This window comes from Corynebacterium sp. HMSC074C01, from assembly GCF_001814605.1.
Taxonomy (GTDB): Bacteria; Actinomycetota; Actinomycetes; order Mycobacteriales; family Mycobacteriaceae; genus Corynebacterium.
Window position 1 is genome coordinate 103,689 of record NZ_KV817274.1, and the last position, 26,697, is coordinate 130,385.

At 61.8% G+C, this 26,697-nt stretch carries 23 protein-coding genes and 1 tRNA gene; 15 read left to right on the plus strand and 9 right to left on the minus strand.

The window, feature by feature from the left end; translation table 11 throughout:
• Positions 1 to 6: 6 nt before the first annotated feature.
• Positions 7 to 1,956: a hypothetical protein gene (locus HMPREF2978_RS13225; protein WP_070744443.1), complete on the minus strand. Its 1,950-nt coding sequence runs from the start codon at positions 1,954 to 1,956 to the stop codon at positions 7 to 9.
• Between the two features lie 311 nt (positions 1,957 to 2,267).
• Positions 2,268 to 4,082 (minus strand): 2-isopropylmalate synthase, encoded by a 1,815-nt coding sequence (gene leuA, locus HMPREF2978_RS05005; protein WP_070744444.1) that lies wholly within the window; start codon positions 4,080 to 4,082, stop codon positions 2,268 to 2,270.
• A 227-nt stretch (positions 4,083 to 4,309) separates the two neighbouring features.
• Here leuA and HMPREF2978_RS05010 point away from each other — a divergent pair, with 227 nt between their 5' ends.
• Entirely contained in the window at positions 4,310 to 5,512 is a 1,203-nt protein-coding gene (locus HMPREF2978_RS05010; protein WP_070744445.1) for a mannosyltransferase family protein, read from the plus strand.
• Here the strand turns inward: HMPREF2978_RS05010 and HMPREF2978_RS05015 are convergent.
• Positions 5,509 to 6,381, minus strand: coding sequence for a DMT family transporter (locus HMPREF2978_RS05015; RefSeq protein WP_070744446.1), 873 nt, complete (start codon positions 6,379 to 6,381; stop codon positions 5,509 to 5,511). The two genes, HMPREF2978_RS05010 and HMPREF2978_RS05015, sit on opposite strands and share 4 nt — an antisense overlap.
• A 146-nt stretch (positions 6,382 to 6,527) precedes the next feature.
• Here HMPREF2978_RS05015 and HMPREF2978_RS05020 point away from each other — a divergent pair, with 146 nt between their 5' ends.
• A complete protein-coding gene (locus HMPREF2978_RS05020) occupies positions 6,528 to 7,793 on the plus strand; it encodes an aspartate kinase (RefSeq protein WP_070525222.1) in 1,266 nt (421 codons plus the stop codon).
• 19 nt (positions 7,794 to 7,812) lie between these two features.
• Positions 7,813 to 8,850 carry an aspartate-semialdehyde dehydrogenase gene (locus HMPREF2978_RS05025; RefSeq protein ID WP_070744447.1) on the plus strand — a complete coding sequence of 346 codons (1,038 nt, stop codon included), beginning with the start codon at positions 7,813 to 7,815 and terminating at the stop codon, positions 8,848 to 8,850.
• Positions 8,851 to 8,935: 85 nt separating this feature from the next.
• Here HMPREF2978_RS05025 and HMPREF2978_RS05030 read toward each other — a convergent pair whose 3' ends face one another.
• Positions 8,936 to 10,258: a YkvI family membrane protein gene (locus HMPREF2978_RS05030; protein WP_070744449.1), complete on the minus strand. Its 1,323-nt coding sequence runs from the start codon at positions 10,256 to 10,258 to the stop codon at positions 8,936 to 8,938.
• A gap of 278 nt (positions 10,259 to 10,536) precedes the next feature.
• Complete coding sequence (locus tag HMPREF2978_RS05035) at positions 10,537 to 11,085, minus strand: RNA polymerase sigma factor (protein WP_070525228.1); 549 nt, start codon at positions 11,083 to 11,085, stop codon at positions 10,537 to 10,539.
• A 173-nt stretch (positions 11,086 to 11,258) separates the two neighbouring features.
• Between HMPREF2978_RS05035 and HMPREF2978_RS05040 the strand changes: the two genes are divergently transcribed.
• The 3 genes from HMPREF2978_RS05040 to HMPREF2978_RS05050 all read left to right on the plus strand — a co-directional run bounded on the left by HMPREF2978_RS05040 (position 11,259) and on the right by HMPREF2978_RS05050 (position 16,158).
• Positions 11,259 to 12,815, plus strand: a complete 1,557-nt coding sequence (locus tag HMPREF2978_RS05040; RefSeq protein ID WP_070744451.1) for a catalase — start codon at positions 11,259 to 11,261, stop codon at positions 12,813 to 12,815.
• A gap of 126 nt (positions 12,816 to 12,941) precedes the next feature.
• Complete coding sequence (locus HMPREF2978_RS05045; RefSeq protein ID WP_070744452.1) at positions 12,942 to 14,393, plus strand: hypothetical protein; 1,452 nt, start codon at positions 12,942 to 12,944, stop codon at positions 14,391 to 14,393.
• 262 nt (positions 14,394 to 14,655) lie between these two features.
• Positions 14,656 to 16,158: a DUF5129 domain-containing protein gene (locus HMPREF2978_RS05050; RefSeq protein WP_070744453.1), complete on the plus strand. Its 1,503-nt coding sequence runs from the start codon at positions 14,656 to 14,658 to the stop codon at positions 16,156 to 16,158.
• A gap of 70 nt (positions 16,159 to 16,228) precedes the next feature.
• On the opposite strand, the gene HMPREF2978_RS05055 is transcribed toward HMPREF2978_RS05050, so the two are convergent.
• Both HMPREF2978_RS05055 and HMPREF2978_RS05060 read right to left on the minus strand, forming a co-directional pair.
• Positions 16,229 to 16,305 (minus strand) — tRNA-Pro (locus HMPREF2978_RS05055).
• 81 nt (positions 16,306 to 16,386) lie between these two features.
• Entirely contained in the window at positions 16,387 to 17,292 is a 906-nt protein-coding gene (locus HMPREF2978_RS05060) for a metallophosphoesterase (protein ID WP_070744454.1), read from the minus strand.
• Positions 17,293 to 17,334: 42 nt separating this feature from the next.
• Between HMPREF2978_RS05060 and HMPREF2978_RS05065 the strand changes: the two genes are divergently transcribed.
• Positions 17,335 to 17,799 (plus strand): GatB/YqeY domain-containing protein, encoded by a 465-nt coding sequence (locus HMPREF2978_RS05065; protein WP_070525237.1) that lies wholly within the window; start codon positions 17,335 to 17,337, stop codon positions 17,797 to 17,799.
• Positions 17,800 to 17,881: 82 nt separating this feature from the next.
• Here the strand turns inward: HMPREF2978_RS05065 and HMPREF2978_RS05070 are convergent, their stop codons facing one another.
• The gene (locus HMPREF2978_RS05070; protein ID WP_246818729.1) at positions 17,882 to 20,329 is read right to left on the minus strand and encodes a transglycosylase domain-containing protein; all 2,448 of its coding nucleotides are present in this window, start codon (positions 20,327 to 20,329) and stop codon (positions 17,882 to 17,884) included.
• A 214-nt stretch (positions 20,330 to 20,543) separates the two neighbouring features.
• Here HMPREF2978_RS05070 and HMPREF2978_RS05075 point away from each other — a divergent pair, with 214 nt between their 5' ends.
• The 4 genes from HMPREF2978_RS05075 to HMPREF2978_RS05085 are packed head-to-tail and all read left to right on the plus strand — an operon-like array spanning position 20,544 to position 22,307.
• Positions 20,544 to 20,843 (plus strand): WhiB family transcriptional regulator, encoded by a 300-nt coding sequence (locus tag HMPREF2978_RS05075; RefSeq protein ID WP_010189966.1) that lies wholly within the window; start codon positions 20,544 to 20,546, stop codon positions 20,841 to 20,843.
• 13 nt (positions 20,844 to 20,856) lie between these two features.
• Positions 20,857 to 21,018 carry a Sp36 family protein gene (locus tag HMPREF2978_RS13020; protein ID WP_010189965.1) on the plus strand — a complete coding sequence of 54 codons (162 nt, stop codon included), beginning with the start codon at positions 20,857 to 20,859 and terminating at the stop codon, positions 21,016 to 21,018.
• Positions 21,018 to 21,476, plus strand: a complete 459-nt coding sequence (locus tag HMPREF2978_RS05080) for a RidA family protein (RefSeq protein WP_070525240.1) — start codon at positions 21,018 to 21,020, stop codon at positions 21,474 to 21,476. The genes HMPREF2978_RS13020 and HMPREF2978_RS05080 overlap by 1 nt, the downstream gene beginning before the upstream one ends.
• An 18-nt stretch (positions 21,477 to 21,494) precedes the next feature.
• On the plus strand, positions 21,495 to 22,307 hold the full coding sequence (locus HMPREF2978_RS05085) for an MBL fold metallo-hydrolase (RefSeq protein ID WP_070525242.1): 813 nt from the start codon (positions 21,495 to 21,497) through the stop codon (positions 22,305 to 22,307).
• A gap of 77 nt (positions 22,308 to 22,384) precedes the next feature.
• Here HMPREF2978_RS05085 and glxR read toward each other — a convergent pair whose 3' ends face one another.
• Positions 22,385 to 23,068, minus strand: coding sequence for a CRP-like cAMP-activated global transcriptional regulator GlxR (gene glxR, locus HMPREF2978_RS05090; RefSeq protein WP_010189962.1), 684 nt, complete (start codon positions 23,066 to 23,068; stop codon positions 22,385 to 22,387).
• A gap of 291 nt (positions 23,069 to 23,359) precedes the next feature.
• Between glxR and nth the strand changes: the two genes are divergently transcribed.
• Genes nth through HMPREF2978_RS05110 form a run of 4 tightly spaced genes read left to right on the plus strand, consistent with a single transcriptional unit; the run spans position 23,360 to position 26,498 of the window.
• Complete coding sequence (gene nth / locus HMPREF2978_RS05095; protein WP_246818730.1) at positions 23,360 to 24,019, plus strand: endonuclease III; 660 nt, start codon at positions 23,360 to 23,362, stop codon at positions 24,017 to 24,019.
• A gap of 9 nt (positions 24,020 to 24,028) precedes the next feature.
• Positions 24,029 to 24,598, plus strand: a complete 570-nt coding sequence (locus HMPREF2978_RS05100) for a TlpA family protein disulfide reductase (protein WP_070744456.1) — start codon at positions 24,029 to 24,031, stop codon at positions 24,596 to 24,598.
• A complete protein-coding gene (locus HMPREF2978_RS05105; RefSeq protein ID WP_070744458.1) occupies positions 24,595 to 25,272 on the plus strand; it encodes an NUDIX hydrolase in 678 nt (225 codons plus the stop codon). Before HMPREF2978_RS05100 ends, HMPREF2978_RS05105 begins: the two co-directional genes overlap by 4 nt.
• Before the next feature lie 38 nt (positions 25,273 to 25,310).
• The gene (locus HMPREF2978_RS05110; protein ID WP_070744460.1) at positions 25,311 to 26,498 is read left to right on the plus strand and encodes a MarP family serine protease; all 1,188 of its coding nucleotides are present in this window, start codon (positions 25,311 to 25,313) and stop codon (positions 26,496 to 26,498) included.
• Positions 26,499 to 26,697: the final 199 nt, after the last annotated feature.

Sequence of the window (26,697 nt, forward strand, 5' to 3'; positions counted from 1 at the left end):
AGGCGACTAACCGAATTCGATGATGATGACCCAGCCGTCGCGGTCAGGCGTTGGTTCAGGCTTTGGCTCAGGCTTCGGCTCCGGTGTGCGGCTCGGCTCTGGTGTCGGCGTGTCGCTGGGCTCCGGCGTGGCTTCAGAAGTTGTTTCTGACGTTGGCGTTTCGCTGGGCTCCGGCGAAGGCTCAGTGGTCGACTCCACCGTGGGCGTTTCGCTCGGCTCTGGCTTTGGAGTGCTGCTCGGCTCGGGAGTGCGCTCCGGTGAGGGCTCAGAAGTCGGCTTTGGCGTCGGTGTATCGCTGGGCTCAGAAGCTATCGGAGCTGCCGTGGTCGACGTAGCTGGCGCAGGCGTGCGCGGTGTCGTCGCGCGAGTGGTGGTCGGGGTAGACGGCTCCGTCGTGGCAGGAGAAGGAGTGGTCGTCGCCGTCGACGGGGCAGGCTGAGCCGAGGACTCCGGCGCGGTGGTCGCAGGGGTTGTGGCCACTGAAGTCGGGGTCGCCGAAGTAGGCGTCGTCTGCGGGGCCGGCGTGGAGCTAGGTGCGCTCGTGAGTGTGGAAGGGGAGGGCTCCTCTTCGGCTTCGGATTCCTGATCTGTCTCAGGCGCTGCGGACACTTCGGGGCTGTTGCTTGGGGAAGGAGATACGTCCTCAGGAACAGCGAGCTCTACGTGTTGTGTGGGCTCCGTTAGCTCAGTTGGCGCGGGCTGTTCTGTCAGTTCAGACGGTTCAGCCAGTGCAGTCGGCTCCACTGGTTCTATGGGCTCAGACAGTTCCGTTGGCTCAGCCGCGACGTTCTGGTCCTGGGGGTGGTGGGTGTCTGCGACGGTGCCTTCGGTTTGCTCATCTGCCCAAGCGGAAGGTTCGCTGTCAATTTCTTCATCATTAGCCGGGCTGGGGGCCAGCAGCGACGTGGTGTACCCCTCCAAAACCGAGTCGGTGATGTGATCGTGATCGGGATGGAGCGCGTGCACCGAGGAGACGAAGTTTGCTGTTCCACCGATGAGCACTGCGATGCCTGCAGCGCCGGCCAGTTTGAGTCCGGTGCTAGCTACCGCGACCTGCGTTCCGGCCGTCGCAGCAGCCCCGACGGAATTCAAGGACAGGGCCTGTGCGCCTTTCGCGGCAGTGGAGCCGGCGGTCTGTGCCGCACCTGCTGTTTGAGAGCTGCCGAAAGGTGCGATCGCGGCGTGCGCCCTGTCAGTACTTGCGGCCGTCGCGGCAGCCGCTCCCGCTGCAGCGGCGATGACACCCGCGGTACGCATCGCAAAACTAGTGTCCGGGGTTCCATCTTCGGTGTAGACAGTCAGCGTGGGGACTTCGGTGTCTGGGGTGAAGTAGGCGCGGGCGATTGCGATGAGGCCCTCGTGCTTGAATCCCGTGATGGTATCGCTCAACTGCGACGCTTGATCACGTGGAATGGTGGCGACGAGTTCGTCATCCAGGTGAATCTCGATAGTGCGGCGGAAGAAATGCCGGGTATTCGACAAACGTACGAGGAGCTGGGAGGGGTGCTTCGGCAGGGAGCGCGGGGTTGCCGAAAAGTCAGTGATGCGCAGAGCGCGGTCACCGTTGAGCATGCCCCAACGGCCAGCCGGAGGAATGTTGTGGGGGACGCACAGGCCTGGTTCGGGGAGGAGAACTTCAAACGCCGGGATGGTTTCCTCCGCTGCATCTTCGCGGAGAACAATTTCTGCGGTGGCCTGCGGCGTTAATCCCGCGCCGATGATCGAGTCCAATTCCGCGTAATCGGTGGATTGGGAGGCGGGAATGACACCGACGATGTCTTCGTTATGGCGGACGCGGAAACCGGAGCGGGAGTGCCCACACAAGGTCACGGGGAGATGGTTGGCCTCTGCCAAGGAGAGTAGTTGCAGGAACATCTCTGGGGTGACGGCGTCAACCGTAAGGCGCCGAGGCTCACCAAAACCACTGTGGGGGACCACGTAGTTAGTGACCGTCATATAATTCGCCTTCGTTGGTCGCACCGCGACAAATGCGCGCGGTGTGAAACCGTGCGCAGCAGGGAATGTCGTCGTGCGGGCTTTAATCCTTTAGTCCGCACTAGGTGTTTAAAAAAATTGTTTCTGTGTTGTCTGTATCCAGTATATAACCCGCCGAGGGCGGCCTACAACAGCGCATATACAGCGCGATGTTACATGACGCAACATTGGCGCAAAGATTGTGCCGGAATTCTGTACACGGGAGTGCGAGGGAGGGGCCGAGTGCTTGGTTTGAGCCTCTCCCTCGCGTCTGGCGGCGCAGTTAGTCGGCGCTAGTCAGCGCGGTTGACCGCAGACGTAATCGCGTTGATGGAGGCGCGGGTCGTGGAGCCGGCGATGCCGGCACCCCACACCTGGGCGCCGTTGACTTCGGCAGCGATGTAGCAGGCCGCCTCCGCATCGTCACCGGCGGTGCGGGACTGCTGGGAGTAGTCGATGACCTCGAAGTCGATTCCGACATCCTCCAGGGCATTGGCGTACGCGGCGATGGGGCCGTTGCCGATACCGGAGATAACGCGCTTCTCGCCGTTGAAGACGATGGTCGCGGTGACCTTGGCGTCCTCTTCTTCCGTGGTGGAGTTGTCTACCTGGAAAGTCACCAGCTCCAGCGGGGCGGTGCGCTCCAAAAATTCGTTGGCGAAGATATCCCACATGTTCTTGGAGTTGACCTCGCCGCCCTCGGCGTCGGTCACTGCCTGTACAACAGAGGAGAACTCTGCCTGCATGGCGCGCGGCATGTTGATGCCGTGATCGGTCTTCATGATGTAAGCTACGCCGCCCTTGCCGGACTGCGAGTTGACGCGAATGACAGCTTGGTAATCGCGGCCGACATCCTTCGGATCGATGGGCAGGTAGGGAACCTCCCACGTGGTTTCCTGCAGCTCTTCCCAGGAGACCTCGGTGTTGTTCGCGCCCGGGCGCACCTCCTGCGCCAGGGCATCCAGGCCCTTGTTGATGGCATCTTGGTGCGAGCCGGAAAAGGCTGTAAACACCAGCTCACCGCCGTAGGGGTGTCGCTCCGGAACGCGCAGCTGGTTGCAGTACTCCACCGTCTCACGGATCTTGGGCAGATCGGAGAAGTCGATCTGCGGATCCACTCCTTGGGTGAGCATGTTCAGGCCCAGGGTGACGATATCCACGTTGCCGGTGCGCTCACCGTTGCCGAACAGGCAGCCCTCAATGCGGTCCGCGCCGGCCATGTAGCCCAGCTCAGCGGCGGCGATTCCCTCGCCGCGGTCATTGTGCGGGTGCAGGGACATGATGATGGAATCACGCCGAGCAAAGTTGCGGTGCATCCACTCGATCTGGTCGGCGTAGACGTTCGGACTGATCATCTCGACGGTGGAGGGCAGGTTGATGATCATGGGGTTTTCCGGAGTTGCCTCCATGATGTCTACGACGGCATCGCAGACCTCAACAGCAAAGTCCAGCTCGGTTCCTGTGAAGGACTCTGGCGAGTACTCCCAGCGCCAGTTGGTGTCCGGGTAATCCTTGGCAATGCTCTTGATGAGCTCCGCGGCGTCCGTCGCCAGCTTCTTAATGGCTGGGCGGTCCTTGCGGAAGACCACGCGGCGTTGCAGCTTCGAGGTGGAGTTGTAGAAGTGCACGATGACGTTCTTCGCACCCTGGCAAGCCTCAAAAGTGCGGCGAATCAGGTGCTCGCGGGCCTGCACCAGGACCTGAATGGTGACGTCTTCCGGAATCTTGTTGCCCTCGATAATTTCGCGAACGAAGTCGAAGTCCGTCTGAGAGGCGGAAGGGAAGCCCACCTCAATTTCCTTGTAGCCCATCTTGACCAGCAGGTCGAACATGCGGTGCTTGCGCTCGGGGCTCATCGGGTCGATGAGAGCCTGGTTACCGTCGCGCAGGTCCACCGCGCACCACTGCGGGGCCACGGTGATCTTCTTGTCCGGCCACGTGCGGTCAGGCAGGGTGACCGGCTCGACCTCTTCGGCGAAGCTCTGGTAGCGGTGAACCGGCATCGCGGAACCGCGCTGCTTATTCCAAGCTGGTTGGTTGTCGTTACGCGGGCCGGCCGGAGTGGTGATTTCGCGGGGTGCGGAGATGAAAGAATCGTTCGGGGACATGGTGTTTGTTCTCTTCCTTGTATGAGGCTTGGGGAACGGCCAGCTGCGGTGTGTGTTGGCATCACCACGCTCCGCGACGGGGCGCTGGCCGTAAAGCTACAAACCTAAATCCCGCCGCGGCTACTAAGGAGAAGAGTGTGCCGCAAAGTCATGTGAGCCACAATACAACGCTTCTCATTGTGCGGCAACTGATTTCACATATTGGGACGTGGTGGGGTGCGGATAGGATGCTTGGCGTGCATGAAGAGAATTCCACGAAGACGACGCCGGAACCTGGGGCGGATACCGCAGTAGAAGGTGCCTCATCAGCCTCTACCTCCTCCGCAGGTGCGCTGGGGAGGCTGGCGCTCCTGCCAGTTGCCGTGCTGGTCGCGGTTGTTGGCACCGCGGTGCGTATCGCTGTTCTCAGTGTCATTGCCGCGGTTAATGAACAGGAATTGTGGGGTCGGCTCACAGCCTGGGATTCCAAGTACTACCTGGAAATCGCGCGTGCGGGTTATTTTGACGCAGACATCAACACGGATGGGCCGGTCCATGAAATCACTATGGCTTTCTTTCCGGGTCTTCCCATGTTGTTGCGGGTGCTGGGCTGGACTGGAATCAGCCTGGAGTTAGCCGCGCTCATTGTTAACACCCTGCTTACTGCAGTCATGGCCGCCGGCATCATGGTTTTGGCGCGGCGCGTGGGTGCGCAGCGCCGTGGGCAATGGGCAGCAGCCCTCGTAGTGAGCAGCGCGCCGATGTCTATCGTGTTTTCGATGCCCTATACCGAGGCCCTCTTCGGGGCGCTGGTGGTGTGGGGGCTTATAGCCTTAGATGATCGCGCCTGGTGGCGTGCAGCGGCATTCGGCTTCGCCTTATCCTTCGTCCGGTTGACCTCCGTGGATTTTCTCGCCGTCTTTGCCCTGTGGGTGCTCATTTATGGGCGGCGCTCTTGGCGGGCGTGGCTTGGCCTCATCGTGGCAGCGCTCCCGCTGCCGACATATCTACTGTGGACGCAGCGCTATTTGGCAGATGCTGGTGGCTACTTCGGGATTCAAACTGAGCACTGGAATTCCACCTTTGATGGCGGTGCGGCAACCGTGCAGTTCGTGTGGGAAACCCTGACTGAGAACAACGACGTGGGCTACCTGCTCACCACCCTGGTGATCCTGGGGGTTCCTGTGCTGCTGGTGGCAGCATGGGGGAGGGTTGCCCCGGTGGCCTGGTGGTTTAGTGCCGCGCTGTGCGCGAATGTGCTGCTTTCCGACGGCATCATGCACTCGCGTCCGCGTCTCCTCCTGCCCGCGATCATTCTGGTGCTGCCGTGGGTTGTGCGCGCCGCCGCGGCGTGGCGCCCGCGCGTGCTGTGGGCTGCCTGCGGAGCGTGGGTTCTGTGGTCAGCGTGGTTCTCCGCTTACATGCTGGTGGTCTTTGAGTGGGCGATTTAGCGCGGGCTTTGCTCCGCGCGCCGAGTGCTTCCCGGGTTGACCGGAACGCGCGACAAGACAATCGTCGCCGCGATCATGATGATGAGTGATGCGCCCATCACGCACCACCCCGCAACGCTCTCGACCTGAAATTTTTCACCCAGGACCCAGTAGCCCAAGCCGAAAGCCACGATGGGCTCCATGATGGTCATGGCGGGAAGGGAGTGCGCCAAAGCGCCGGCGTGGAAGGAATACTGTTGGATGACCGTGCCGGCAGCGGCCAGTCCGATGAGCGCATAGAGCTCCCAGCTAGCCAGCAAGGCCGCAATGCCCTGGTGTGAGAGGACGTCCACCACCGCCTTGGCCACGAGTGCCACGTAGCCGTAGAGGATGCCGCACGCGCTGCCGAGCGCGAGTGCGGATTCCTCCGGCCGGTTATAGGCCGCCACAAAGAGTGCGGTGAGTGTCAGTGCGCCGAGGGCGAAGGCGGGCCACCACTGGGACCAGGTGGGCGTCGTCAAGCCTGCAGTGGGGCGCCCGTAGACCACCATGATGCCCACCGCGATGGTCAGTGCCAGGCACCAGAAGACCTCCCGGGCCGGCATCGGCCGGCGGGAATACCACGCGGCGAGCGGCAGCGTGAACATCAAGGACAGGACGAGGATGGGCTGCACAATGAGCAATGTGCCGAAGTGGAGTGCGATGAGCTGCAAGGCATAGGCAACGACGGCGCCGCCGGTGCCAATCCACCACAGAGGCGTGCGGATTGCAGTGCGCATGACGTTCCTGGAGCTGGCGTCCAACACGATTCGGTGGCGTATGACAGTGCCCCAGGCCACGACTAGTGCCGAGGCCAGTGCGAAAGCAACGGCAACCAGGTTTGAAAGCATCGTTTCTACCCTACCTGGAATTAATACCCAGTACGTGTTTCGATGGTAGCGAAAGGGCGGTAGGCTAAAGGAGTTGACTGCCGGTCTATAGGTATTGGGTAGTGAACAGATATTGGCCCTCACAAACAGGAAAGGTGGGACCATCAGTGGCCCTAGTCGTACAGAAATACGGGGGATCCTCCCTCGAAAGCGCAGAGCGCATTCGCGCGGTGGCGGAGCGTATTGTGGCGACGAAGAAACAGGGCAACGACGTGGTTGTCGTGTGCTCCGCCATGGGGGATACCACCGATGAGCTCCTAGACCTCGCCGCCCAGGTCAACCCCGTCCCGCCGCAGCGCGAGATGGACATGCTGCTGACCGCTGGCGAGCGCATCTCCAATGCGCTCGTTGCCATGGCGGTGGAGTCCTTGGGCGCGCAGGCGCAATCCTTCACCGGCTCCCAGGCCGGCGTGCTCACCACCGAGCGCCACGGAAACGCCCGCATTGTTGACGTCACCCCGGGCCGCCTTACCGAAGCACTGGAAGAAGGCAAGATCTGCATCGTCGCGGGTTTCCAGGGTGTCAACAAGGAATCGCGTGACGTCACCACCCTCGGCCGCGGCGGTTCAGATACCACCGCGGTGGCGCTGGCGGCAGCGCTCAAGGCCGACGTGTGTGAGATTTATTCCGATGTCGACGGCGTCTACACCGCCGACCCCCGCATTGTCCATAACGCCCAGAAGCTCGAGCAACTCTCCTTCGAGGAGATGCTGGAGTTGGCTGCCGTCGGCTCCAAGATTCTGGTCCTGCGCAGCGTCGAATACGCTCGCGCGTTCAACGTTCCCCTTCGAGTTCGCTCGTCTTATTCAACCGACCCCGGCACGCTGATTGCCGGATCAATGGAGGATATCCCCGTGGAAGAAGCAGTACTAACCGGTATCGCCACCGACCGTTCCGAGGCCAAGGTCACCGTTCTGGGCATCCCGGACCGCCCCGGCGAGGCAGCCAAGGTCTTCCGCGCCATCGCGGATGCTGAGATCAACATTGACATGGTCCTGCAAAACGTTTCCTCCCTGGAATCCGGTACCACCGACATCACCTTCACTTGCCCGCGCTCGGATGGCCCGAAGGCAATGGAGATCCTGGCCAAGCTCAAGGAGGAGGGGCACTGGGCCAACGTGCTTTACGACGACCAGGTGGGCAAGGTCTCCCTCGTCGGTGCCGGCATGAAGTCCCACCCGGGTGTCACCGCTGACTTCACGGAAGCATTGCGTGATGCTGGGGTCAACATGGAGCTCATCTCCACCTCCGAGATCCGCATTTCCGTGCTGACCCGCGAGGCTGATCTCGAAAAGGCAGCCATTGCTTTGCATGAGAAGTTCCAGCTGGGTGGCGAGGAAGAGGCCACCGTTTATGCTGGTACCGGACGCTAAAGTTTAAGGAGTTAAGGTCATGACCACTGTTGCAGTTGTAGGCGCCACCGGCCAGGTCGGCCGCGTGATGCGCACCCTCTTGGAGGAGCGCAACTTCCCGGCCGATACGGTTCGCTTCTTGGCCTCCGCGCGCTCGGCGGGCCAGGAGCTTTCCTTCCGCGAGGAGAAGGTTGTCGTGGAAGATCTGGCGGAGCAAACCGTCGAAAGTCTCGCTGGGATCGACGTCGCTGTGTTTTCCGCCGGCGGTTCCACCTCTAAGCAGTATGCACCGCTCTTCGCCGAGGCCGGTGCCATCGTGGTGGATAACTCCTCCGCATGGCGCAAGGACCCGGACGTGCCGCTCATTGTTTCGGAAGTGAACCCGCAGGAAAAGGGCAACACCCCGAAGGGTATTATCGCGAACCCGAACTGCACGACCATGGCGATCATGCCGGTGACGAAGGCGTTGCACGACGCCGCCGGGCTCACCACCATGCGCGTCGCCTCCTACCAGGCGGTTTCCGGCTCTGGTCTGGCAGGCGTAGAAACCCTGGTTAAGCAGGTGGCGTCTATTGGTGACCGCAGCGTGGAGCTCGTGCACGATGGCTCTGCGCTTGAGGTCTCCGAGGAGGATCTGGGCCCCTACGTCGCCCCGATTGCGTATAACGCGCTGCCACTGGCCGGCAATCTCGTCGATGATGGCACGGAAGAAACCGATGAGGAGCAGAAGCTACGCAACGAGTCCCGCAAGATCCTGGGCATCCCGGAGCTGAAGGTCTCCGGTACGTGCGTGCGCATCCCGGTATTCACCGGTCACACCATGGTGGTGCACGCGGAGTTCGAGAAGCCGATTACCCCGGAGCAGGCCCGCGAGGTGCTGTCCTCCGCGCCGGGCGTCAAGGTCGTTGATGTGCCGACCCCACTGGCGGCAGCTGGCATCGATCTCTCCCTGGTTGGACGCATCCGCCAGGACCAGACTGTGGAAGACAATAAGGGCCTCATCTTCGTGGTCTCCGGCGATAACCTGCGCAAGGGCGCTGCGCTCAACACCATTCAGATTGCGGAGCTCTTGGTCTAAGGCCCTAACAACACAAACAGCAAAAAGTCCGCCCCAGATAGCATTCTGGTGGCGGACTTTTCTTCTCTTTTCTAAGCAGGAAACGCTAGTCCTTCGGGACCTCGGGCTTGGTGTGCTCCACAAAGGTCACGGAGGGGTCTGGGTCTTCGCGGTCGTATTCAATCTCATCGTCAGCCTCGAGCTCCTCGTGGATTTCCTCGGCGACGGCAGAGACGAACTCTTCAGTTTCCATGTTGGAGGCCGCTGCCAGCTTGCGCAGCTCGCGCTCGTTCTTCTTGGTGAAGTGCTCGCGCGGGTCCAGGCGGCGCTTGACCAAGGTACGGGCGCGCACGCGGCGGTCAGACTCGGAGGTGATCTTGTCGCGCTGAGTGATCCAGCTGATGACCATGACGGCGATCATGAGCAGGCCAATCCAGCCCAGAATCGGGTAGACGCTGGAAACCAGCTGCTTGAAGCCAATGAAGGAGAGGATGAAGCCCACAACGCAAGCACCCGCGTAGACGGGGTAGAAGAGCTTCGGCTTCTTACGGGTCAAGCGCTTGCCCATGGCGTAGAACATGCCGATGGCGGTATTGAAGACCATGCCGTAGATGATGAAGGTCATGAAGTAGCCCAGGGCCGGGTTCACGTGGTTGATCAGCGTCAGCACCGGCAGGTCCTGCTTGTAGACTTCCGGCGCCACCATGTAGAGGGAAACCACGAGGAGAGCAAGCAGAAGCAGGTAGAAGAAGCCACCGATGAGGCCGCCAATACCGACGGCGCGGTTATCCAGGATGTTGCCGCCGATGACGATGGACATCGAGACCGCGCACATGACGTTGAGGCCGGTGTAGTTCAACGCGGCCAGCCACCAGTTGCTGAGGGGGCTTTCGACGTTGCTGACAGCAAAGTCATTGGCGCTGGACCAATCCACGTCGGTCACGATGATGGTGTAGCCGGTGGCCAGAACCACGAAGATAATGATGAACGGCGTAATCGCGCCGATGACGTTACTGACCTTATCCACATCGAGGAGGCCCACCAGCAGGACGAGCACGAGCATGATGGCGCCGCCGACCCAGATGGGCACGCCCTCGAACTGCTGGCTAATAGTGGAGCCACCACCGGCGAACATGACGAAGCCGATGGAGAACAGAGTGGCCAACGTTCCCCAGTCCAAGATTCGGGAGACGATGGGCCCGCTGATGTTGTCATAGACTGCCGTGTGCTCGTCGGCCTGGAAGTAGGAGCCAAGCTGCAAAATGGCCACACCAGTAATAATCATGAGGGCGGAGGCGAGAAGCACGCCCCACAGGCCCATGTTTCCGAAAGCCACGAAGTACTGGAGTGCTTCCTGGCCGGAGGCAAAACCGGCGCCGACGACGACACCAATGAAGGCCATGGAAATGGCCACTGCGCGTTTCCACATAAAGTAAAGAGGTCTCTCAATCTCACACGCGCCGGGGGAATGCCATCACAACCCAAGGTGTGGTGCGGGCAATTGGGAAAGCCTCGCGGGCCCGGTTCGACTATCGATTTATCACGTGTGCCTCGAAAAAGATTAGGTGTGTTCGATAGGTATTTTCCAGCTGAGACCGCGGTTTCTTTAAGGAGCGGCAGTGGCGAGGGTGTGAGAATTTGCCGTTTGGCGCATGTAGGTGCAGGTTCTGTGGCCGACCATGCCCATTTGTAACGGCTCGATAACGATTAGCCGCGTTGGTCGATGAGGTCCTTGCGGGCGCGGGCAACGCGGGAGCGAATAGTGCCCACGCGAACCCCGGCGATCTTCGCGGCCTCCTCGTAGGTGTAGCCCAACACCTGGGTCAGGATGAGGGCTTCGCGGCGGTCGTCCGGGAGGGCGTCGATAAGTGCGCGGGCGTCGATCCACTCGCTCCACGTGCCGGAGTTTTCGGGGGTCGCGGCAAGGGCGGCGGCGTCCTCGTATTCGGTGCTGGACTTGCGTGGGCGGGCCATGTCGTGGCGGATGTTGTCTACCCATACGCGGCGGGCAAGCGAAAGCAGCCATGTGCGCGCTGAGGAGCGGGCGGCGAAGCGGGGGAGTGCGCCGATGACGCGCAGGTAGGTCTCTTGGGTGAGATCGTCCGCGATGTCTGGGCCCCCAAGGTGTGCAAGCAGGCGCCAGACGTCATCTTGGGTGGACTTGATGAACTCCGTGAGGGCTGCGCGATCGCCACGGCCTGCCTTGAGGGCGAGGTCGGTGACGCGCGCATCGTCGCGCTCGGAGTGTCGTTTCACCTCCCATAACTTACCAGTCGGGGGATGAGGGGCTTGGGCACTAGGGGCTCAAGTCCGTGAGCTCTGGCAACCCCAGAAACTGTTGCGTAGGTCATTTTTTATGGCTAGACTATGAAAGGTCCGTGATTGATAATGTAAAGCAAATTATCAACCGATTAGGAGGCATTAACCCCATGACTAACGCTTCGAATGAGTCCGCGGCAGACAAGGTTCTAGATAAGGGGCAGCGCGCCCCAGGCGGCCCGAACACTACCCGCCCTTCCGGTCAGCCGGTTGCTACTGAAAACACCAGCATCACCGCTGGCCAGAACGGCCCGGTAGTGCTCAATGACATCCACCTGATTGAGAAGCTGGCGCACTTCAACCGTGAGCGTGTGCCGGAGCGTACCCCGCACGCTAAGGGCCACGGCGCCTTTGGTGAGCTGCACGTTACCGAGGACGTCTCCGCCTACACCAAGGCAAAGCTCTTCCAGAAGGGCACCGTGACCCCGATGATGGGTCGTTTCTCCACCGTTGCCGGCGAGCAGGGCTCCCCGGATACCTGGCGTGACGTCCACGGCTTCGCGCTGCGTTTCTACACCGAGGACGGCAACTACGACATCGTGGGTAATAACACCCCGGTCTTCTTCCTGCGTGATGGTATTAAGTTCCCGGACTTCATCCACTCCCAGAAGCGTCTGGGCGCCAACGGCCTGCGCGATGCTGACATGCAGTGGGATTTCTGGACCCGCAACCCGGAGACCACCCACCAGGTGACCTACCTCATGGGTGACCGCGGTACCCCGAAGACCACCCGCCACCAGAACGGCTACGGCTCCCACACCTTCCAGTGGGTCAACGAGTCCGGCGATGCCTTCTGGGTGAAGTACCACTTCAAGACCCGCCAGGGCGTGGAGAACTTCACCGACGCTGAAGCTACGGAGATGGCCGGCAAGAATGCTGACTACCACCGCGAGGACCTCTACAACGCCATCGAGGAAGGCAATTTCCCGGTCTGGGACGTCAAGGTTCAGATCATGCCGGTGGCGGAGGCTGAAGAGTACCGCTTCAACCCCTTCGACCTGACCAAGACCTGGTCCAAGAAGGATTACCCGCTGGTGGATGTCGGATACTTCGTACTCAACCGCAACCCGCGCAACTTCTTCGCGCAGATTGAGCAGGTTGCCCTGGATCCGTCCAACATCGTCCCGGGCATTGGCCTGTCCCCGGACAAGATGCTGCAGGCACGCGTCTTTGCGTACGCTGACCAGCAGCGCTACCGCATCGGGCCGAACTACAAGCAGCTGCCGGTGAACCAGCCGCTCAACCAGGTCAACACCTATGAGCACGAGGGCCCGATGCAGTACCTGTTCAACGCCCCGGAGGATCCGGTCTACTCGCCGAACCGCCACGCCAAGGGCGGCGGCTACATGGACGGCGATGAGAACCTGCGCTTCAAGGAGCAGGAGACCACCACCGCTCCGGATCTCTACGTCAACCCGGATCCGGCAGGCATCGACCTGGATCGCGCGCCCTACGTCCGCCACGCCGAGGACAACGACACCGTACAGGCCACCGACCTGTACGAGAACGTCTATGACGACGGCGCTAAGGAACGCCTGGCGGACAACATCACCAACGCTATGGCCGGTGTGTCCCCGGAGACCGAGGAGCGTGTCTACGCTTACTGGGACGCTGTCTCCCCGCAGCTGGGCAAGCGCGTGCGCGAGCTCTTTGCTGAAAAGAAGTAGGGATTAACACAGGAGTGTTAATCCCGTCGCATCGGTGAGCTAATCAGCCCCGCCAGGTTCATTCCTGGCGGGGCTTTTCCGCGCGCCTGACCGCTTTTGTGCAGCGTGAACGATAGTTTCTTTTACATGACCTCACGCCTAGCCAGCCCTGCAGATGCCAACCGGAAAATTGGCGCCCGCGCTCTCATCCTCACCCTCGTGCTCATCCTGCCGCTCATCATCGGCGCGGCCGTTGCTGCCGTATCCGAATGGCAACCAGCCGAGACCTGGTCCCAGGAACAGGCGGGTGCGCCCAGCGATGGCACCATTGATCCGGCTGAGCTTTACGACGTCGCCCGTGCCCTCTCCGAAGCCAACGCCCAGGCCGGCTTCCTGGCTAATGGCACGCAGCAGCTTGCCGACGGCACCGGCGAGCTGCAGGATGGCGCCGGTGAGCTCGGCGGCGGAGTAGACAAGCTGGCAGGCGGCTCGCAAGAGCTTTATGACGGGCTCGTGCAGCTACAGTCCGGCACCGCCCAGCTGGGCAACGGTGCTACCGAGCTGGCTGATGGCGTCGGTGGAGCCGTCGACCAAGTCATCGGTCTCGGGGTGGTTCGCGGACAGATCCTGCAGGCAATCGACGGGACCCTCAAGGACCTTGAAGGCAACAACTCAGCGGAGGCGAAGAATATCCGCTCGCAGCTCGGTGATCTGCGCGGCCAGGTGGAGAATTTTCAGTTCGACCAATCCGTTCAGGACCAATTGACGCAGCTCAAGGATGGATCGCGTGAACTCTCCAACCAGCTGGCCGTGAACGGCTATGCCTATCACGATGGTGTCTACCAAGCCACGGAGGGCGCAAAGCAGCTCAACGCAGGTATTGGTGAGCTCAACGCCAAGGTCGATGAGGCCTTGAAGGGCGTGGACAAGCTTGTGGAAGGAGCAGAGAAGGTCGACGGCATGGCCAAGCAGAACCAGACCAAGGTGCAGGGCGCGCAGCGTGCGATGCCGACTGTCGCCGGGCCCGCCGAGGGCGAAAGTGAACCCGCTCAGCTGCTCAGCCCCATCGTTGCTATGCTCCTCGCTGCTATCGCGGTTCTGGGCGGGGGCGTTATCGGTGCTCTGCTCACGCGCATGGAGCGCCGCATCCTCGTGCTGCTTGGCGGCGCGGTGCTCATTGGCGTCGTGGTGGGCCTGCTCGTTGCGCTCCTGGCTACCGGCGTGACCGCGGCCGCAGTGGCCTGGGCGGGGCTCGCGGCGGCGGGGGCCGGGGTGGCGTCGGCAAGCATGGTCTATGCGCTCGTGCGCTGGCTTGGTGCAGGCGGCTGGTTCCTGGGTAGCGTACTCGCCGTGGCACAGGTCGGCGTCGTGGGATGGGCCTGGAAGGCGGCGTCCACCGGCACCGATCTCAACGCCGCGATGAGCGCGTTCGTGCACCTTTTCCCCATGCAGTGGGCCACCTCCGCCATCACCGTGGCGGGCAATGGTGGGCAGTCCCCACAGCTGTGGATGGCCCTGGCCATTTTGGGGGTAATCGCGGTGGCGGCCTTCGTGCTCGTGGGGGCACCTGCTGGGCGAGCAGACAAAGAAAAAGCCTAGCTCACGGCCCTGCGGCCGGGCTATCGCATAAGTGTCAAGATACGTTACTCGCTTTTCCAGATTTTGCTACCGCTGTGAATGAAAAGAGTGCTAGAGTAAGAGGCGCTCACAAAGCCTACTTAGGGGGTAGGCAAACGGTTTCTCCAATCCGTTGTGAGTGATAGGGAATAGGGGCGACGCGGCTGCTGTAGGGGCGCCGCGTCGTTTCCAATTGCGGGGGTAAAATCGGCCGCACTGACCGCTCAGGAATTGGAGAATCACCGTGACCGACTCCCGCGATATCAAACCTTTTGCTGCCAGCCGCGGCCCCAAAATAACATCGGTCGACGCCATCGTCGGTGCGGCCATGGTGGGCGGTCTGTTGCTTGGGGGAATCGGTGCGGGTGCGGGCTTGGCGGTCTTCGATGAGCCCGAGCGCTCCGACTACGTCATGCAGCCCGCGCAGCGAGAAGTGCAGGCTGACATCATGGACCCGGACGATGTGCTCACTCCGCAGGAAGAAGAGCGCATGCTTAACGACGTCTCCCGGATCGCCGCCCCCGACGTGGTCCAGGGGCTGCACTACATGGTCTTTGCCAAGAACCAAGAGAATGTGAATGACTCCGTGGAGGAGTACCTGCGCGATAATCACCCTGAGCTCATCGGCAAGGATAAGTTTGCTGATGGCCAGGTCTTCGTCGGCGTGGGCCTCGACCCGCGCCAGACCTTCGTCTTTGCGGGTGAGGACGTGGCTGAGCAGATGAAGCTGCGCAAAGGTGACAGCCACTTAGAGCAGTCCGTCGAAGCCATTAAACCGGGCGTGCGGGATGACAACATTCCTGCTGGTCTCTTTGCGGGTGCCGCGGCAGCGATCGATGTGGACCGTGCTGCGGACACCCAGTACGAGAGTGCGAAGGGTGACCGCATTGGGGCGGCCATTGGCCTCGGGGCTGCGGGCCTGAGTGTCGGCGGGGCAGGCGCGGGTATCGTCGGCGGTGCTCGCCGCAGCCGGCAGAAGAAGGCCCAGCAGGCACGCGAGGATTGGGACTACGTGTCGCAGACCTATACCGATGTGGCGCAGCGCCTGCGGGAGATCGATATCCGGGCGCACTCGTTGCAATCGGGTCTGGTGGATGAGCGCTTGCGTGAGGACTGGGAGAGCCTGCGCGATGATTTCCTGGCCATCGATTCCCAGGTGGGCTCCCTTATGTCGATTCCGGCCGATGCGCCGGATGAGCAGTTCCGCTCACATGCCGAGCCCATCGCCCACGCGCGCGAGCTGTGCGAGCGCGTGGAAACCGCCGAGGCCAACATTGACAAGCTGCACCGCGTCGAGAGCGCGGATGCTGACGTGCGCCGCTTTGAGCTCTATGAGCTGGGTAAGGACCTGGCCCAGGCGGGCTACTTGGCAGCGGACATCGACTCAGCGTTTGAGCGCCACGCAAAGGAGCTGGAAGACACCGCCGTGGCCCTGTCCCAGGAACCAAACCACCCGCAGTTCATGGAACGCTACGTGGAGCTCTTGGACCGCACCGCGCTACTCTCTGAGCACCTGCAGGCGCAGCTGCAGAAGCGCAACGAGGCCGACGAGCGCCCGGAGCGCACGCGCATCTATGACTCCAACTTCTTCGCCGGTTCCGGCTACCACGGCTACGTGCCCTTCTACGTTGTGAGCACCTGGGACAGCGATGCCACCACCACCCGCGATAGCTCCTCCAGCAGCGGCGGCGTCAATAGCGGGTTTAGCTCGGGCTTTTCCGGGTCGGGTGGTTCTTCGAGCTTCTAGGCGGGCCTGCCCCGCCCCCGCTGGGGCGCTGGTGAAAACGCAAAAGAACCCGCAGTTTCCTGCGGGTTTGTGGTCGGGATAACAGGATTTGAACCTGCGACCTCTTCGTCCCGAACGAAGCGCGCTACCAAGCTGCGCCATATCCCGGTGTCTCGCTCTAAGCGGTACCGGAATACTGTAACTCACCCTGGTCTGAAAGGACAAAACGGCAGCGTGGAGGGGGTATACCTAGGCGGCCTTTTCGGTGATGCGTAGCAGCGTGGCCGACGGGCGGCAGAACACTCGGAAGGGAACGAACTTCGAGGTGCCCAGGCCATTGGAGACGTGCATGTACATCTCTCCGAAACGGTGCAGGCCCTCCGCGCGAACGCGGTCGATGCCGCAGTTGGTCACGATGGAGCGCGAACCCGCCACCTTGAATGGCAGGCAGAGCTGACCGCCGTGCGTGTGCCCGGACAGGGACAGTTGGTAGCCGTCGGCGGCGAATTTCTTCAGGACGCGGGGTTCCGGGGAGTGCAGGAGCGCCAAGGAAAGGTCGGCATCCTCGTTCGGGGCGCCGGCAATCTCCGAGTAGTCATCCAAATCATGGTGTGGGTCATCCACGCCGGCGGCAGCGAGGCGGACGTCGCCGACCTTGAACTCCACGCGGGCCTGGTTGGCGTCGTGCCAGCCATGCTCGAGGAAGGCCGCGCGCATGCCCTTCCACGGCAGGTTCACGTAGGAGGGTTCGTTCTTCTTCCCGACCAGGTAGTTGAAGGGGTTCGGGATGCGCGGCGCCCAGTAGTCGTTGGTGCCAAAACAGAACATTCCCGGGCGGCTCAGCAGCGGGCCCAGGGCGCGGAGGACCTCTGGGACCGCGCGCTCGTCGGAGAGATTGTCACCGGTGTTGATCACCAAGTGCGGGTCAAGGTCATCGAGGCCCGAGACCCACTCGATTTTGGCGCGTTGGCCCGGAATCATGTGGAGGTCGGACACGTGCAGGATACGGAACTCGGACTCCTCGCGCAGCGTACCGGGCTCCAGTAGCGGCAGGGTGTACTCCTTGAGCTCGAACTTGGTGAGCTCTGAATTCGCCCATGCGGCAGTGCCCAGACCAGCGGCGGCGAGTCCGCCAAGGACAGGGTAAATCTTCACCCTCACCACACTACCTGGGCTGGCAGGCGTAGATTGAAGGGCATGAGTGAGTTGAAAGAAACTATCCGTGCTGACCTCAAGACCTCGATGAAGGCCAAGGACAAGGCCCGCACGAGCGCCATCCGTTCTCTGCTTTCTGCCATCCAGGCAGAGGAAACTTCTGGTTCTCGCCATGAGATCACCGATGAGGACATTCTCAAGGTCATCGCCCGCGAGATTAAGAAGCGCCGCGAGTCCGCAGAGGTCTACGCAGAAAATGGCCGCCCGGAGTTGGCGGAGGAAGAGCTTGCTGACGTCCCCTTCTTCGAGGCCTACCAGCCAGAGCAGCTTGACGACGACTCCCTGAACACCCTCGTCGCCGAATCTATCGCCGAGGTTGAGAAGGATTCTGGCGAGCCGGTGACCATCAAGCAGATGGGCAACGTCATGAAGGTGGCCACCGCTAAGGCCGCCGGCCGTGCTGACGGAAAGCGCCTGTCCACCGCAGTGAAGGCCGCCCTCAACTAACGCGCTAGCGCAGGAGCGCAAGCATCCTGCGCTCTAGCGCCTTGTCACGCTTTAGCTCCTCTTCACGCTCTAGCGCTTGGCGCTAGAGCCCGAAGAAGCTCCGCACGTCATTCGTGAAGCGGTCGACATCCTCTTGGGTGAATAGCGGCTCAGACTGCGAGGGCTGGCCGCCTCCAGTATCGCCTTCACCGTCACCGCTTGGTGCGGACGGTGTGCCGTAGGTGGAGTCCCAGGCTACTTGGTCCGAGCTCGCGGAAGAGGAGTCGCTTGCGGAGCCGTCGGAAAGCTGGAGCGTGACCTCCGCGCCCTTCTTCGCGCCGGATGGGCCCGTGATGACGCGAACTACCTTGCCGTATCCCACACCGGGTGCGGGCACCTCGGTGGTTTTGACTGAATAGCCGGCCTTCTCCAGAGCGGAGCGGGCTTGGCTTTCGGACTTGCCCTTCAGTCCGTCGATAAGCGGCGACACCGTGCCGGAGTCGTAGGCGCGGTCATAGTCCGGCACCGTGCCCTTCTGCGCTTCGGGGACGCGCGCGGCCATGGTGTAGAAGGTTGCTGCTGGCTCCTTGCCGCCGAAGAGGTTGCCGCTGGCGCACTGGCGCACTGGGCCGGTGCACAGCGGGCTCGTGGTGGTCCCGTCATTGTAGATATACGGTGCGGCAGCGACCGCCGAGTTGAAGCCCAGGAATGCCGAGGACTGGTTGGACTCCGTGGTACCGGTCTTCGCGGCGGCCTGACCACTGAAGCCGGCAGCGCGTGCCGAGTCGGCGGCGGTGCCCTTTTCGGTATCGGCCGTCATGTTGTTTTCCAGCGCCTTCGCAACTTCCTTGCCCACTGCGCGCTCGCACGGCGTGTGCTTGAGGTAGACCTCGTTGCCGTGGGAGTCCGTGACTTCCTCAATGGGGTTGGGCTCGCACCACATGCCTTGCGAGGCCACAGTCGCGCCCACGTTGGATAGCTCCAGCGCGTTCACTGCCGTGGGGCCGAGCGTGAAGGAGCCCAGGTTGGATTCCTTGATGTGGTCGGCGATGGAAGTTTCGCCGTCGTAGCTGCCGGGTTCTTCATAAGAACGCAGCCCGAGCTTAACGGCGATGTCGACTTGACGCTCGACGCCCAGTTGCTCGGTGAGCTGGATGAAAGGGGTATTGGGGGAGTAGGCCAGCGTGTCCTGCATGGTCATCGTGGGGGCGTAGTTGCCGGAGTTTTCCACGCAGTACTTGTTGGGTGGGCAGTTAGCAGCGCCGCCGTATCCTAGCCCTTCCGCCTCGTAGCGCTTCGGCACAGCTAGCTTGTCCTTGATGCCGTAGCCTGCCTCCAAAGCCGCTGCGGCGGTAAAGAGCTTGAACACCGAACCGGCACCGTTGCCCACCAGTGAATTCGGCTGAGGGAGGAGGGTTTCGTTGTTATCGAGGTCGAGCCCGTAGGTGCGCGATGAGACCATGGCCAGCACCTTGCGGGTACTGGTGCCCGGCTGGATGACGTTCATGACCTCCGCCACGCCTTCCGCATCCGGGGCGGTATGGCTGCGCACCGCGTTGAGCGCTTGGTCCTGGACGTCGGGGTCAAGCGTGGTCTTGACGGTTAGTCCGCCGCGTGTCAGGTGCTCGCGGTCGATGCCCTTTTCGTTGAGGTACTCCAGCACGTAGTCACAGAAGAAACCGCGATCGCCCGCGCCGATACAGCCGTTGGCCAGGGTGGCGGGGCTATCCAAGACACCCAGGGGTTCCTGGGCGAAGGAATCGGCGTCCTCCTGGGAGAGGGAACCGGTGTCGGCCATGGCTTGGAGAACCATGTTGCGGCGTTCGATGACGCCTTCCTCGTTGGTATAGGGGTTGAGATACTCCGAGGACTGCACTATGCCGGCGAGCATTGCTGCCTGCGGCACCGTGAGGCTCTCGGCACTAGTTCCGAAGTAGGTGCGGGCCGCAGCCTCAACGCCATAGGCGTGGTTACCAAAGGGCACGAGGTTGAGGTAATTAGCCAGGATCTCATCCTTGGAAAGCTTGGCGTCGATATCCGTGGCCATACGCATCTCGCGTAGCTTGCGGGCCACGGACCGTTCCGTCGCGGCCTGGCGTTCCTCGTCGGTCGTTGCATTGACCAAGAGGAGATAATTCTTCACATACTGCTGGTCCAGCGTCGACGCACCCTGGGAGACGCCGCCCGCGGCCAAATTGGTCCACAAAGCGCGGAGATTGCCCTGCAGATCGACGCCCTCGTGCTCATAGAAGCGGCGGTCCTCGATGGCCACGACCGCTTGCTTCATGGCATCCGAGATTTCATCCGGCTGCACCGGATGTCGGCGTTGCTCGTAGATATAGGCAAGGGTGTTGCCCTTGGCATCCAAGATGGTGCTCACACCAGGGGCTTCGCCGTTGGTGAGATCCTGGATGTCCGATTGCATCGTGTCGTTCGTCCTGGCCACGGCAACGCCACTGACGCCGGCGACGGGGGCGATGGCCAGCGCGATGAGGATGCCGACCAGTGCTGTGGACAGGACGAGCTTTCCCAGGGATTTGATCACAGTCACCCTCCACACACTAGTGGTTCAGGTGCAGATCCGGGAGACCCCCCTAAAGTGTGACCTGTTAGACAGGGATACCGGTCTGTGAATAGACTTACCAAGGGTACATAATATTCCGTCGAGTAGAGGGTTATTCACGATCTTCACCTTCGACGGGGGTGAGCTTGGAAGGAGTTACCTAGCCGTGACAGTCAGTGTCAAAGGTGCAGGACGGTCCACAATGCTAAAGAACGCCTCGTTAACTACTGAGCGTGGTGAGTGGGTTACCCAAGCTAAGTGCCGCAATGGCGACCCTGATGCACTTTTTGTGCGAGGGGCAGAGCAGCGAAAAGCTGCGGTGATTTGCCGCCACTGCCCGGTGCTCAATGAGTGCCGCGCGGATGCTCTGGATAACCGCGTGGAGTTTGGCGTGTGGGGCGGCCTCACGGAGCGTCAGCGCCGTGCCCTTCTACGCAAGAACCCGCACATCACTAGCTGGGCTCACTACCTTGCTGAGGGTGGCGAACTCATCGGTATTTAGTAGCATTGATTCCATGACTAAATGGGAATATGCCACCGCGCCGGTTCTTACGCACGCGACGAAACAAATCCTCGATTCCTGGGGTGAGGACGGCTGGGAGCTCGTCACCATCACCCCGGGCATGAACCCGGAGAATGTTGTCGCCTATTTCAAGCGCCCTCTGGAGGAATCCTAATGGGTGCGCTTGCCCGCCTTGAAGAGCTCGGCGTCGAGCTGCCTTCCGTTGCTGTTCCTCTCGCTTCCTATATCCCGGCTACCCAGGTGGGCAACCAGGTCTGGACATCTGGCCAGCTGCCTGTTGTGGGCGGGGAATTGCCTGTCACCGGCAAGGTCGGCGCAGAGGTAAGCCTCGACAAGGCACAGGAATTGGCGCGCACGGCGGCGCTGAACGCATTGGCTGCCATCGATGGCCTCGTGGGGCTTGACCGCATCACCCGCGTGCTAAAGGTGGTCGGTTTCGTAGCTTCGGATCCCTCCTTCACGGATCAGGCCGCAGTTATCAATGGTGCCTCGGATTTCCTCGGTGAGGTCTTCGGGGACGCTGGGATCCACGCGCGTTCTGCGGTGGGGGTAGCGGTCTTGCCGAAGGATTCCCCCGTTGAGATTGAAGTCATCGTAGAAATCGCTGAGTAATCGGATAGGGTTAGAACCATGGAGCATCCTGCATATAGCCAACTGCGTCCCGTGAGCCAGTCCGTCGGTGTCGTGCTGTGTGACAACCCCAGCTACACCGCCTTGGAGGGCACCAATACGTGGATCATCCGCGCCGGAGAAGATTCCCGCGCCATTGTGGTCGATCCGGGCCCGGAGGATGAAGGTCACCTCAATGTTGTGACCGCGAAAGCGGGCGAGGTGGCGTTGATCCTTCTTACCCACCGCCACGATGATCACGCATCGGGCGCCCAGCGTCTGCGCCAGCTCACTGGTGCCCCCATCCGCTCTTTCGATCCGAATTACTGCAACGGAGGGGACGCGCTTGTCGACGGTGAAGTGATCACCGTCGACGGCATCACCCCGCAGCTTGAGGTGGTCCATACCCCGGGCCACACTGCAGATTCGACCTGCTTCTTCGTGTGGTCGGCGGAAGCGAAGAACTCCATGCTGGAGGGCATTCTGACCGGCGATACCATCGCCGGCCGCCACACCGTGCTGCTGTCTGAGACCGATGGTGATTTGGGTGCTTACCTGAAGACGTTGGATCTTCTTGAAGAGCGTGGCAAGGATGTGGCGCTTTTCCCGGGACACGGCCCGGACTTGGAGGACACCTCTGCGGTTGCCCGTAAGTACATTGACCGCCGCCACCACCGCCTGGACCAGATCAAGGAGGTCCGCGGGCGCCTTGGTGAGGACGTCGACGTTAAGACTCTCGTCGATGAGATGTATGACGACGTTGACCCGGTTCTGCGTCACGCAGCTGAGCAGTCGACGCGTACCGCGCTGAAGTACCTCGCGACTGAGCAGTAATCTGAAAACCACTAAGTCCCCCGATAATCTCGGGGGACTTCTTCGTAGATTATGCGGTGCGCTCGACGCACCGCATGCTAGCGCGCGCGGCGGGCCAAGTGCTCGGTGTCAACGATGAGCACCGACTTGCCCTCCAAGCGGATCCAGCCGCGGTGGGCGAAGGTGGCCAGCGCCTTGTTCACGGTCTCGCGGGAAGCGCCGACGAGCTGGGCGATCTCTTCTTGGGTGAGGTCGTGGTTCACGCGGAGCGCACCACCCTCCTGCACGCCGAAGCGGTTAGCCAGCTGCAGCAGGGTCTTGGCCACGCGGCCCGGAACGTCGGTGAAGATGAGATCCGCCAGGTTGGCGTTGGTGCGGCGCAGGCGGCGGGCCAACACGCGCAGCAGCTGCTGGGCAATCGCCGGGTGATCGGCTACCCACTGCTTGAGCATCTCGGAGTTCATCGTGGCGGCGGTAACCTCGGTGACGCACACTGCGGACGAGGTACGCGGGCCCGGATCGAAGATGGAGAGCTCACCGAACATGTCAGACGGGCCCATCACGGTCAGCAGGTTCTCGCGGCCGTCCGGGGCGTGGCGGGCGAGCTTAATCTTGCCCGAGGTAATGATGTAGAGGCGGTCTCCCGGCTCACCTTCCTCAAAAATGGTGGTGCCGCGCGGGAAACGGACGGTTTCCATCTGCTCAATAAGGTTCTGTACTGCTACCGGATCGACGCCCTGGAAAATACCAGCGCGCGAGAGGATATCCTGTACGCCTTCCACTGTTACTCCTTAAAGCTTGCGCAGCCCGGAAAACACTGGGACACAAGCTGGTTTGGTTTATGTTGACGCACCTAGACTCCAGTGCGCCACGAGGCACTGCACAACATCATACAGTGTAATTAGTCACTATTTCCACCAACGTGAAAAATAATCACACGCCTTGATTAATCCTCGAAGGCCGTCGCTTCTAGCTTCTCCATGAGAATGGCAAAGAGCGCGAGGCACAGCGGCACGAAGAGGACGAGTGAAATCATGCTTCCCATTCTAACTGCCGTCACTAAAGTTACTTCTATGTCCCCTGACCTTTCCACACAGCATGACGACGATACCGAGGCAGCGCGCATTGTCCATATCCGCACCGCCCTCGCGCAGGAATATCCCGACGCCGACTGCGAGCTAGATTTCACCTCCCCGCTAGAACTGCTCGTAGCGACAGTTCTCTCCGCGCAGTGCACGGATGCCCGTGTCAACCAGGTCACCCCGGAGCTTTTTGCTCAGTATCCTTCCGCACCGGATTATGCAGCTGCGGACCGCGCCGATCTCGAGCGCATCCTCCGCCCCCTCGGATTCCAGCGCGCAAAGGCTGGCCACTTGTTAGGCATCGGGGAAAAGCTCGTCGCAGATTTCGACGGGCAGGTGCCCCAAGGGATCGACGAGCTGACCTCCTTGCCGGGCGTCGGCCGCAAAACCGCACTGGTGGTGCGCGGAAATGCCTTCGGGCTACCGGGAATCACGGTGGACACCCACGTCACGCGCTTAAGCCAGCGGCTCGGTCTGACAGGGGCGAAGACGCCGCGGGCAATTGAGAGGGACGTCGCCAAGCGCGTGCCCGAAGAGGAACAGACAGTGTTTTCGCACCGCCTCATCCTCCACGGGCGGCGCGTGTGCACCGCCCGGAAGCCGAAGTGCGCGGCCTGCGTCCTTGCGCCATGGTGCCCGTCGCGGGGTTAAGGTGGAGCAATGAGCCAATATTCTCGGTGGCCTGGATACGTGAAGGCGAGCATCGTTGCCATTGTCGCGCTGGCAGCACTCGCATTCGTTGGCGTGGTGAATCTCCTTGAGGATGATGAGCCGGAGGTCCCCGTCCCCGAGGCGCAGGAGCAAGAGGTAGCTAAGCGCCCCAAGTGCCCCGAAGGGCCCATCGCTGGCGTGGACCTTCCTTGCCTGGGCGCGGCCGGTACCGCGGCGGCCAAGAACGTTCAGATCGTCACGTTGTGGGCATGGTGGTGTGAGCCGTGCCGTACGGAGCTGCCCTTTTTCGAAGACCTTGCGCGCTCGCACTCTACGTGGAATGTCGTCGGCGTGCATGCGGATGCCAACGCCGCTAACGGGGCGGCGCTTTTGAACGATCTGCAGGTCAATATCCCCAGCTACCAGGACGATGATGGAGCCTTCGCTGGCGAGCTCGGGCTGCCGGGCGTCATCCCAATCACCCTCGTGGTGCGCGACGGCATAGTGGAGGAGAAGTTTATTAAACCTTTTACCTCCGCAGAAGAATTGGAGGAGGCCGTCGAGGAGGTTCTTAAGTGAGCCGCCTGTTTCCCGCGCACGCCCCTGAGTGGCTGCGTCCCGCGCTTGGGGTCGATACCAACAAGATACAAGAGCGCCTCATCCGGCACCTCCCGGCCGCTCGGCGCCGCCGCGAATCGGCAGTGTTGGTGCTGCTGAAAGGCACGAGTTTTGAGGATGGCGAGGTGCTGCTCACGCACCGCTCGCCCTCGATGCGCTCGCACTCCGGCCAGATTGCATTTCCTGGTGGGCGCAAGGATGAGGAGGACACCTCGCTTGTCGACGCCGCCCTGCGCGAAGCCGAAGAAGAAACCGGCCTCGATCGCTCCACCGTTACTCCTCTTGAGCAGTGGGGCAAGCTGGATATCCCGGCGACCGGCAACACCGTGAGCCCCGTCTTGGCGTATTGGCATAAGCCAGGCACCGTGTGGCCGGCGAGTCCGGCGGAGACAGACGACGTCTTTACCGTCCCGCTGCGGGAACTGGCGGATCCTGCCAACCGCCTGATGGTGGGCTTTAGCCGATGGAAGGGGCCAGCGTTTCGGACACGCGGCTACCTGGTGTGGGGTTTTACCGCGGGAGTGCTCTCTGGGCTGATGGACCATGCGGGGTGGAGTGTGGAATGGGATAAGAAAATGGTTCATGATCTGCGTGACTCACTTGATCGCTCTTTGAATAATGAGAAGATAGGCTAGTTCTGCTCCTTTTAGCCCTTAAGAAAGTATTCCCCCCTGTGTCCTTAGCCGTTGACGTTCTGATCGTGATTGCCGTGCTCCTCGCCGTGCGCGTGGGCTGGCGGCAGGGGGCTTTGGCAGCGGTCCTCGCGGCGGTGGGAATCATCGCGGGGTTGGTGCTGGGAACCGTGCTGGCCCCGCTGGCGATGGGCCTGACTGACCAGGCAGCCGTGCGCTTTTTGCTGGCCGTCGGCGTGCTCATTTTGCTGGTGGGGCTGGGGCAGCTGGTGGGGACGTCGCTTGGCATGGCGCTGCGGGACCGTATGCGTACGCGCTCTGGGCAGCGCGTGGATTCGTCGATTGGCGCGGTGTTCCAAGCTGCGGCGGCCATCGTGGTGATTTGGTTGGTGTCCTTGCCCTTGGCCTCCAATTTGGGTGGTCAGCCGGGGCAGGCGCTGCGTGAATCACGTGTGCTGAGCTCGCTGAATGCGGTGGCGCCTTCGCGCTTGGCGGCGCTGCCGAATGGCTTGGCTGCGCTCCTCAACGAGTCCGGGTTGCCGCCGTTGGTATCGCCCTGGCAGCGATCTGGCGCCGATGTCGAGGTGGATGCGCCGGCGGTAAACATTGGGGATCCCAAACTCGCAGAACGCGTGCGGCCTTCCGTCATTCACGTGCTGGGTGATGCCGAGGCATGCTCGCGCCGCCTCATGGGCTCGGGCTTTGTGACGGAGCCGGACTACGTCATCACGAACGCCCACGTGGTGGCGGGCACGGATAAGGTTCGCCTCGATACGGTCCTTGGCCTCAAGGAAGCGGACGTGGTGTATTACAACTCGGACGTAGACATTGCTGTGCTGCATAGCCCGGGCCTGGGATTGGATCCTTTGCCGTGGGCGGAACAAGCGGCTGCTACCGGGGACGATGCCATCGTCTTGGGCTTCCCGCAGTCGGGGCCGTTCACGGCGGAGCCGGCGCGCGTGCGCGACCGTCTCACCATCGCTGGTCCGGATATCTACTCCACGGGCCGCGTGGAGCGCGATGCCTACACGGTGCGCGGTAGCATCCGGCAGGGCAATTCCGGCGGTCCGATGATCAACCCGGAGGGTCAGGTGCTCGGCGTTGTGTTTGGTGCTTCCGTGGAGGATTCCGATACGGGCTATGCGCTTACCGCGGACGAGGTGCGCGGCCACGTGGGTGACGTCACGCAGCTTGTCGACGCCACCCCAACCGGCTCCTGCGTCGGCTAAGACCAGGTAGTTTCTTCTTCCGGTTGCGGGGCCCACGGTGCTGTTTTAGTCTCTGTGCTCATGGGGGATATTGAAACCTACATCCGCCTACGCAACTCGGGGATTGCGCTGGTGGAACATATACCTGGCTCACCCGATGAGCTCCGCGCGCTCGGCGCCTCTGCTTCCGATGCTGCCGAGCTTGCCGGCCTGCACCAGG

Bases quoted from the DNA above. Each gene is read 5' to 3' on its own strand.
- HMPREF2978_RS05100 (WP_070744456.1), top strand. From the start codon at position 24,029: ATGAGCCAATATTCTCGGTGGCCTGGATACGTGAAGGCGAGCATCGTT.
- HMPREF2978_RS13225 (WP_070744443.1), bottom strand. From the start codon at position 1,956: ATGACGGTCACTAACTACGTGGTCCCCCACAGTGGTTTTGGTGAGCCT.
- HMPREF2978_RS05065 (WP_070525237.1), top strand. From the start codon at position 17,335: ATGAGTGAGTTGAAAGAAACTATCCGTGCTGACCTCAAGACCTCGATG.
- nth (WP_246818730.1), top strand. From the start codon at position 23,360: ATGTCCCCTGACCTTTCCACACAGCATGACGACGATACCGAGGCAGCG.
- HMPREF2978_RS05015 (WP_070744446.1), bottom strand. From the start codon at position 6,381: ATGCTTTCAAACCTGGTTGCCGTTGCTTTCGCACTGGCCTCGGCACTA.
- HMPREF2978_RS05075 (WP_010189966.1), top strand. From the start codon at position 20,544: ATGCTAAAGAACGCCTCGTTAACTACTGAGCGTGGTGAGTGGGTTACC.
- HMPREF2978_RS05080 (WP_070525240.1), top strand. From the start codon at position 21,018: ATGGGTGCGCTTGCCCGCCTTGAAGAGCTCGGCGTCGAGCTGCCTTCC.
- HMPREF2978_RS13020 (WP_010189965.1), top strand. From the start codon at position 20,857: ATGACTAAATGGGAATATGCCACCGCGCCGGTTCTTACGCACGCGACG.
- leuA (WP_070744444.1), bottom strand. From the start codon at position 4,082: ATGTCCCCGAACGATTCTTTCATCTCCGCACCCCGCGAAATCACCACT.
- HMPREF2978_RS05045 (WP_070744452.1), top strand. From the start codon at position 12,942: ATGACCTCACGCCTAGCCAGCCCTGCAGATGCCAACCGGAAAATTGGC.
- HMPREF2978_RS05040 (WP_070744451.1), top strand. From the start codon at position 11,259: ATGACTAACGCTTCGAATGAGTCCGCGGCAGACAAGGTTCTAGATAAG.
- HMPREF2978_RS05025 (WP_070744447.1), top strand. From the start codon at position 7,813: ATGACCACTGTTGCAGTTGTAGGCGCCACCGGCCAGGTCGGCCGCGTG.
- HMPREF2978_RS05085 (WP_070525242.1), top strand. From the start codon at position 21,495: ATGGAGCATCCTGCATATAGCCAACTGCGTCCCGTGAGCCAGTCCGTC.
- HMPREF2978_RS05030 (WP_070744449.1), bottom strand. From the start codon at position 10,258: ATGTGGAAACGCGCAGTGGCCATTTCCATGGCCTTCATTGGTGTCGTC.
- HMPREF2978_RS05010 (WP_070744445.1), top strand. From the start codon at position 4,310: ATGCTTGGCGTGCATGAAGAGAATTCCACGAAGACGACGCCGGAACCT.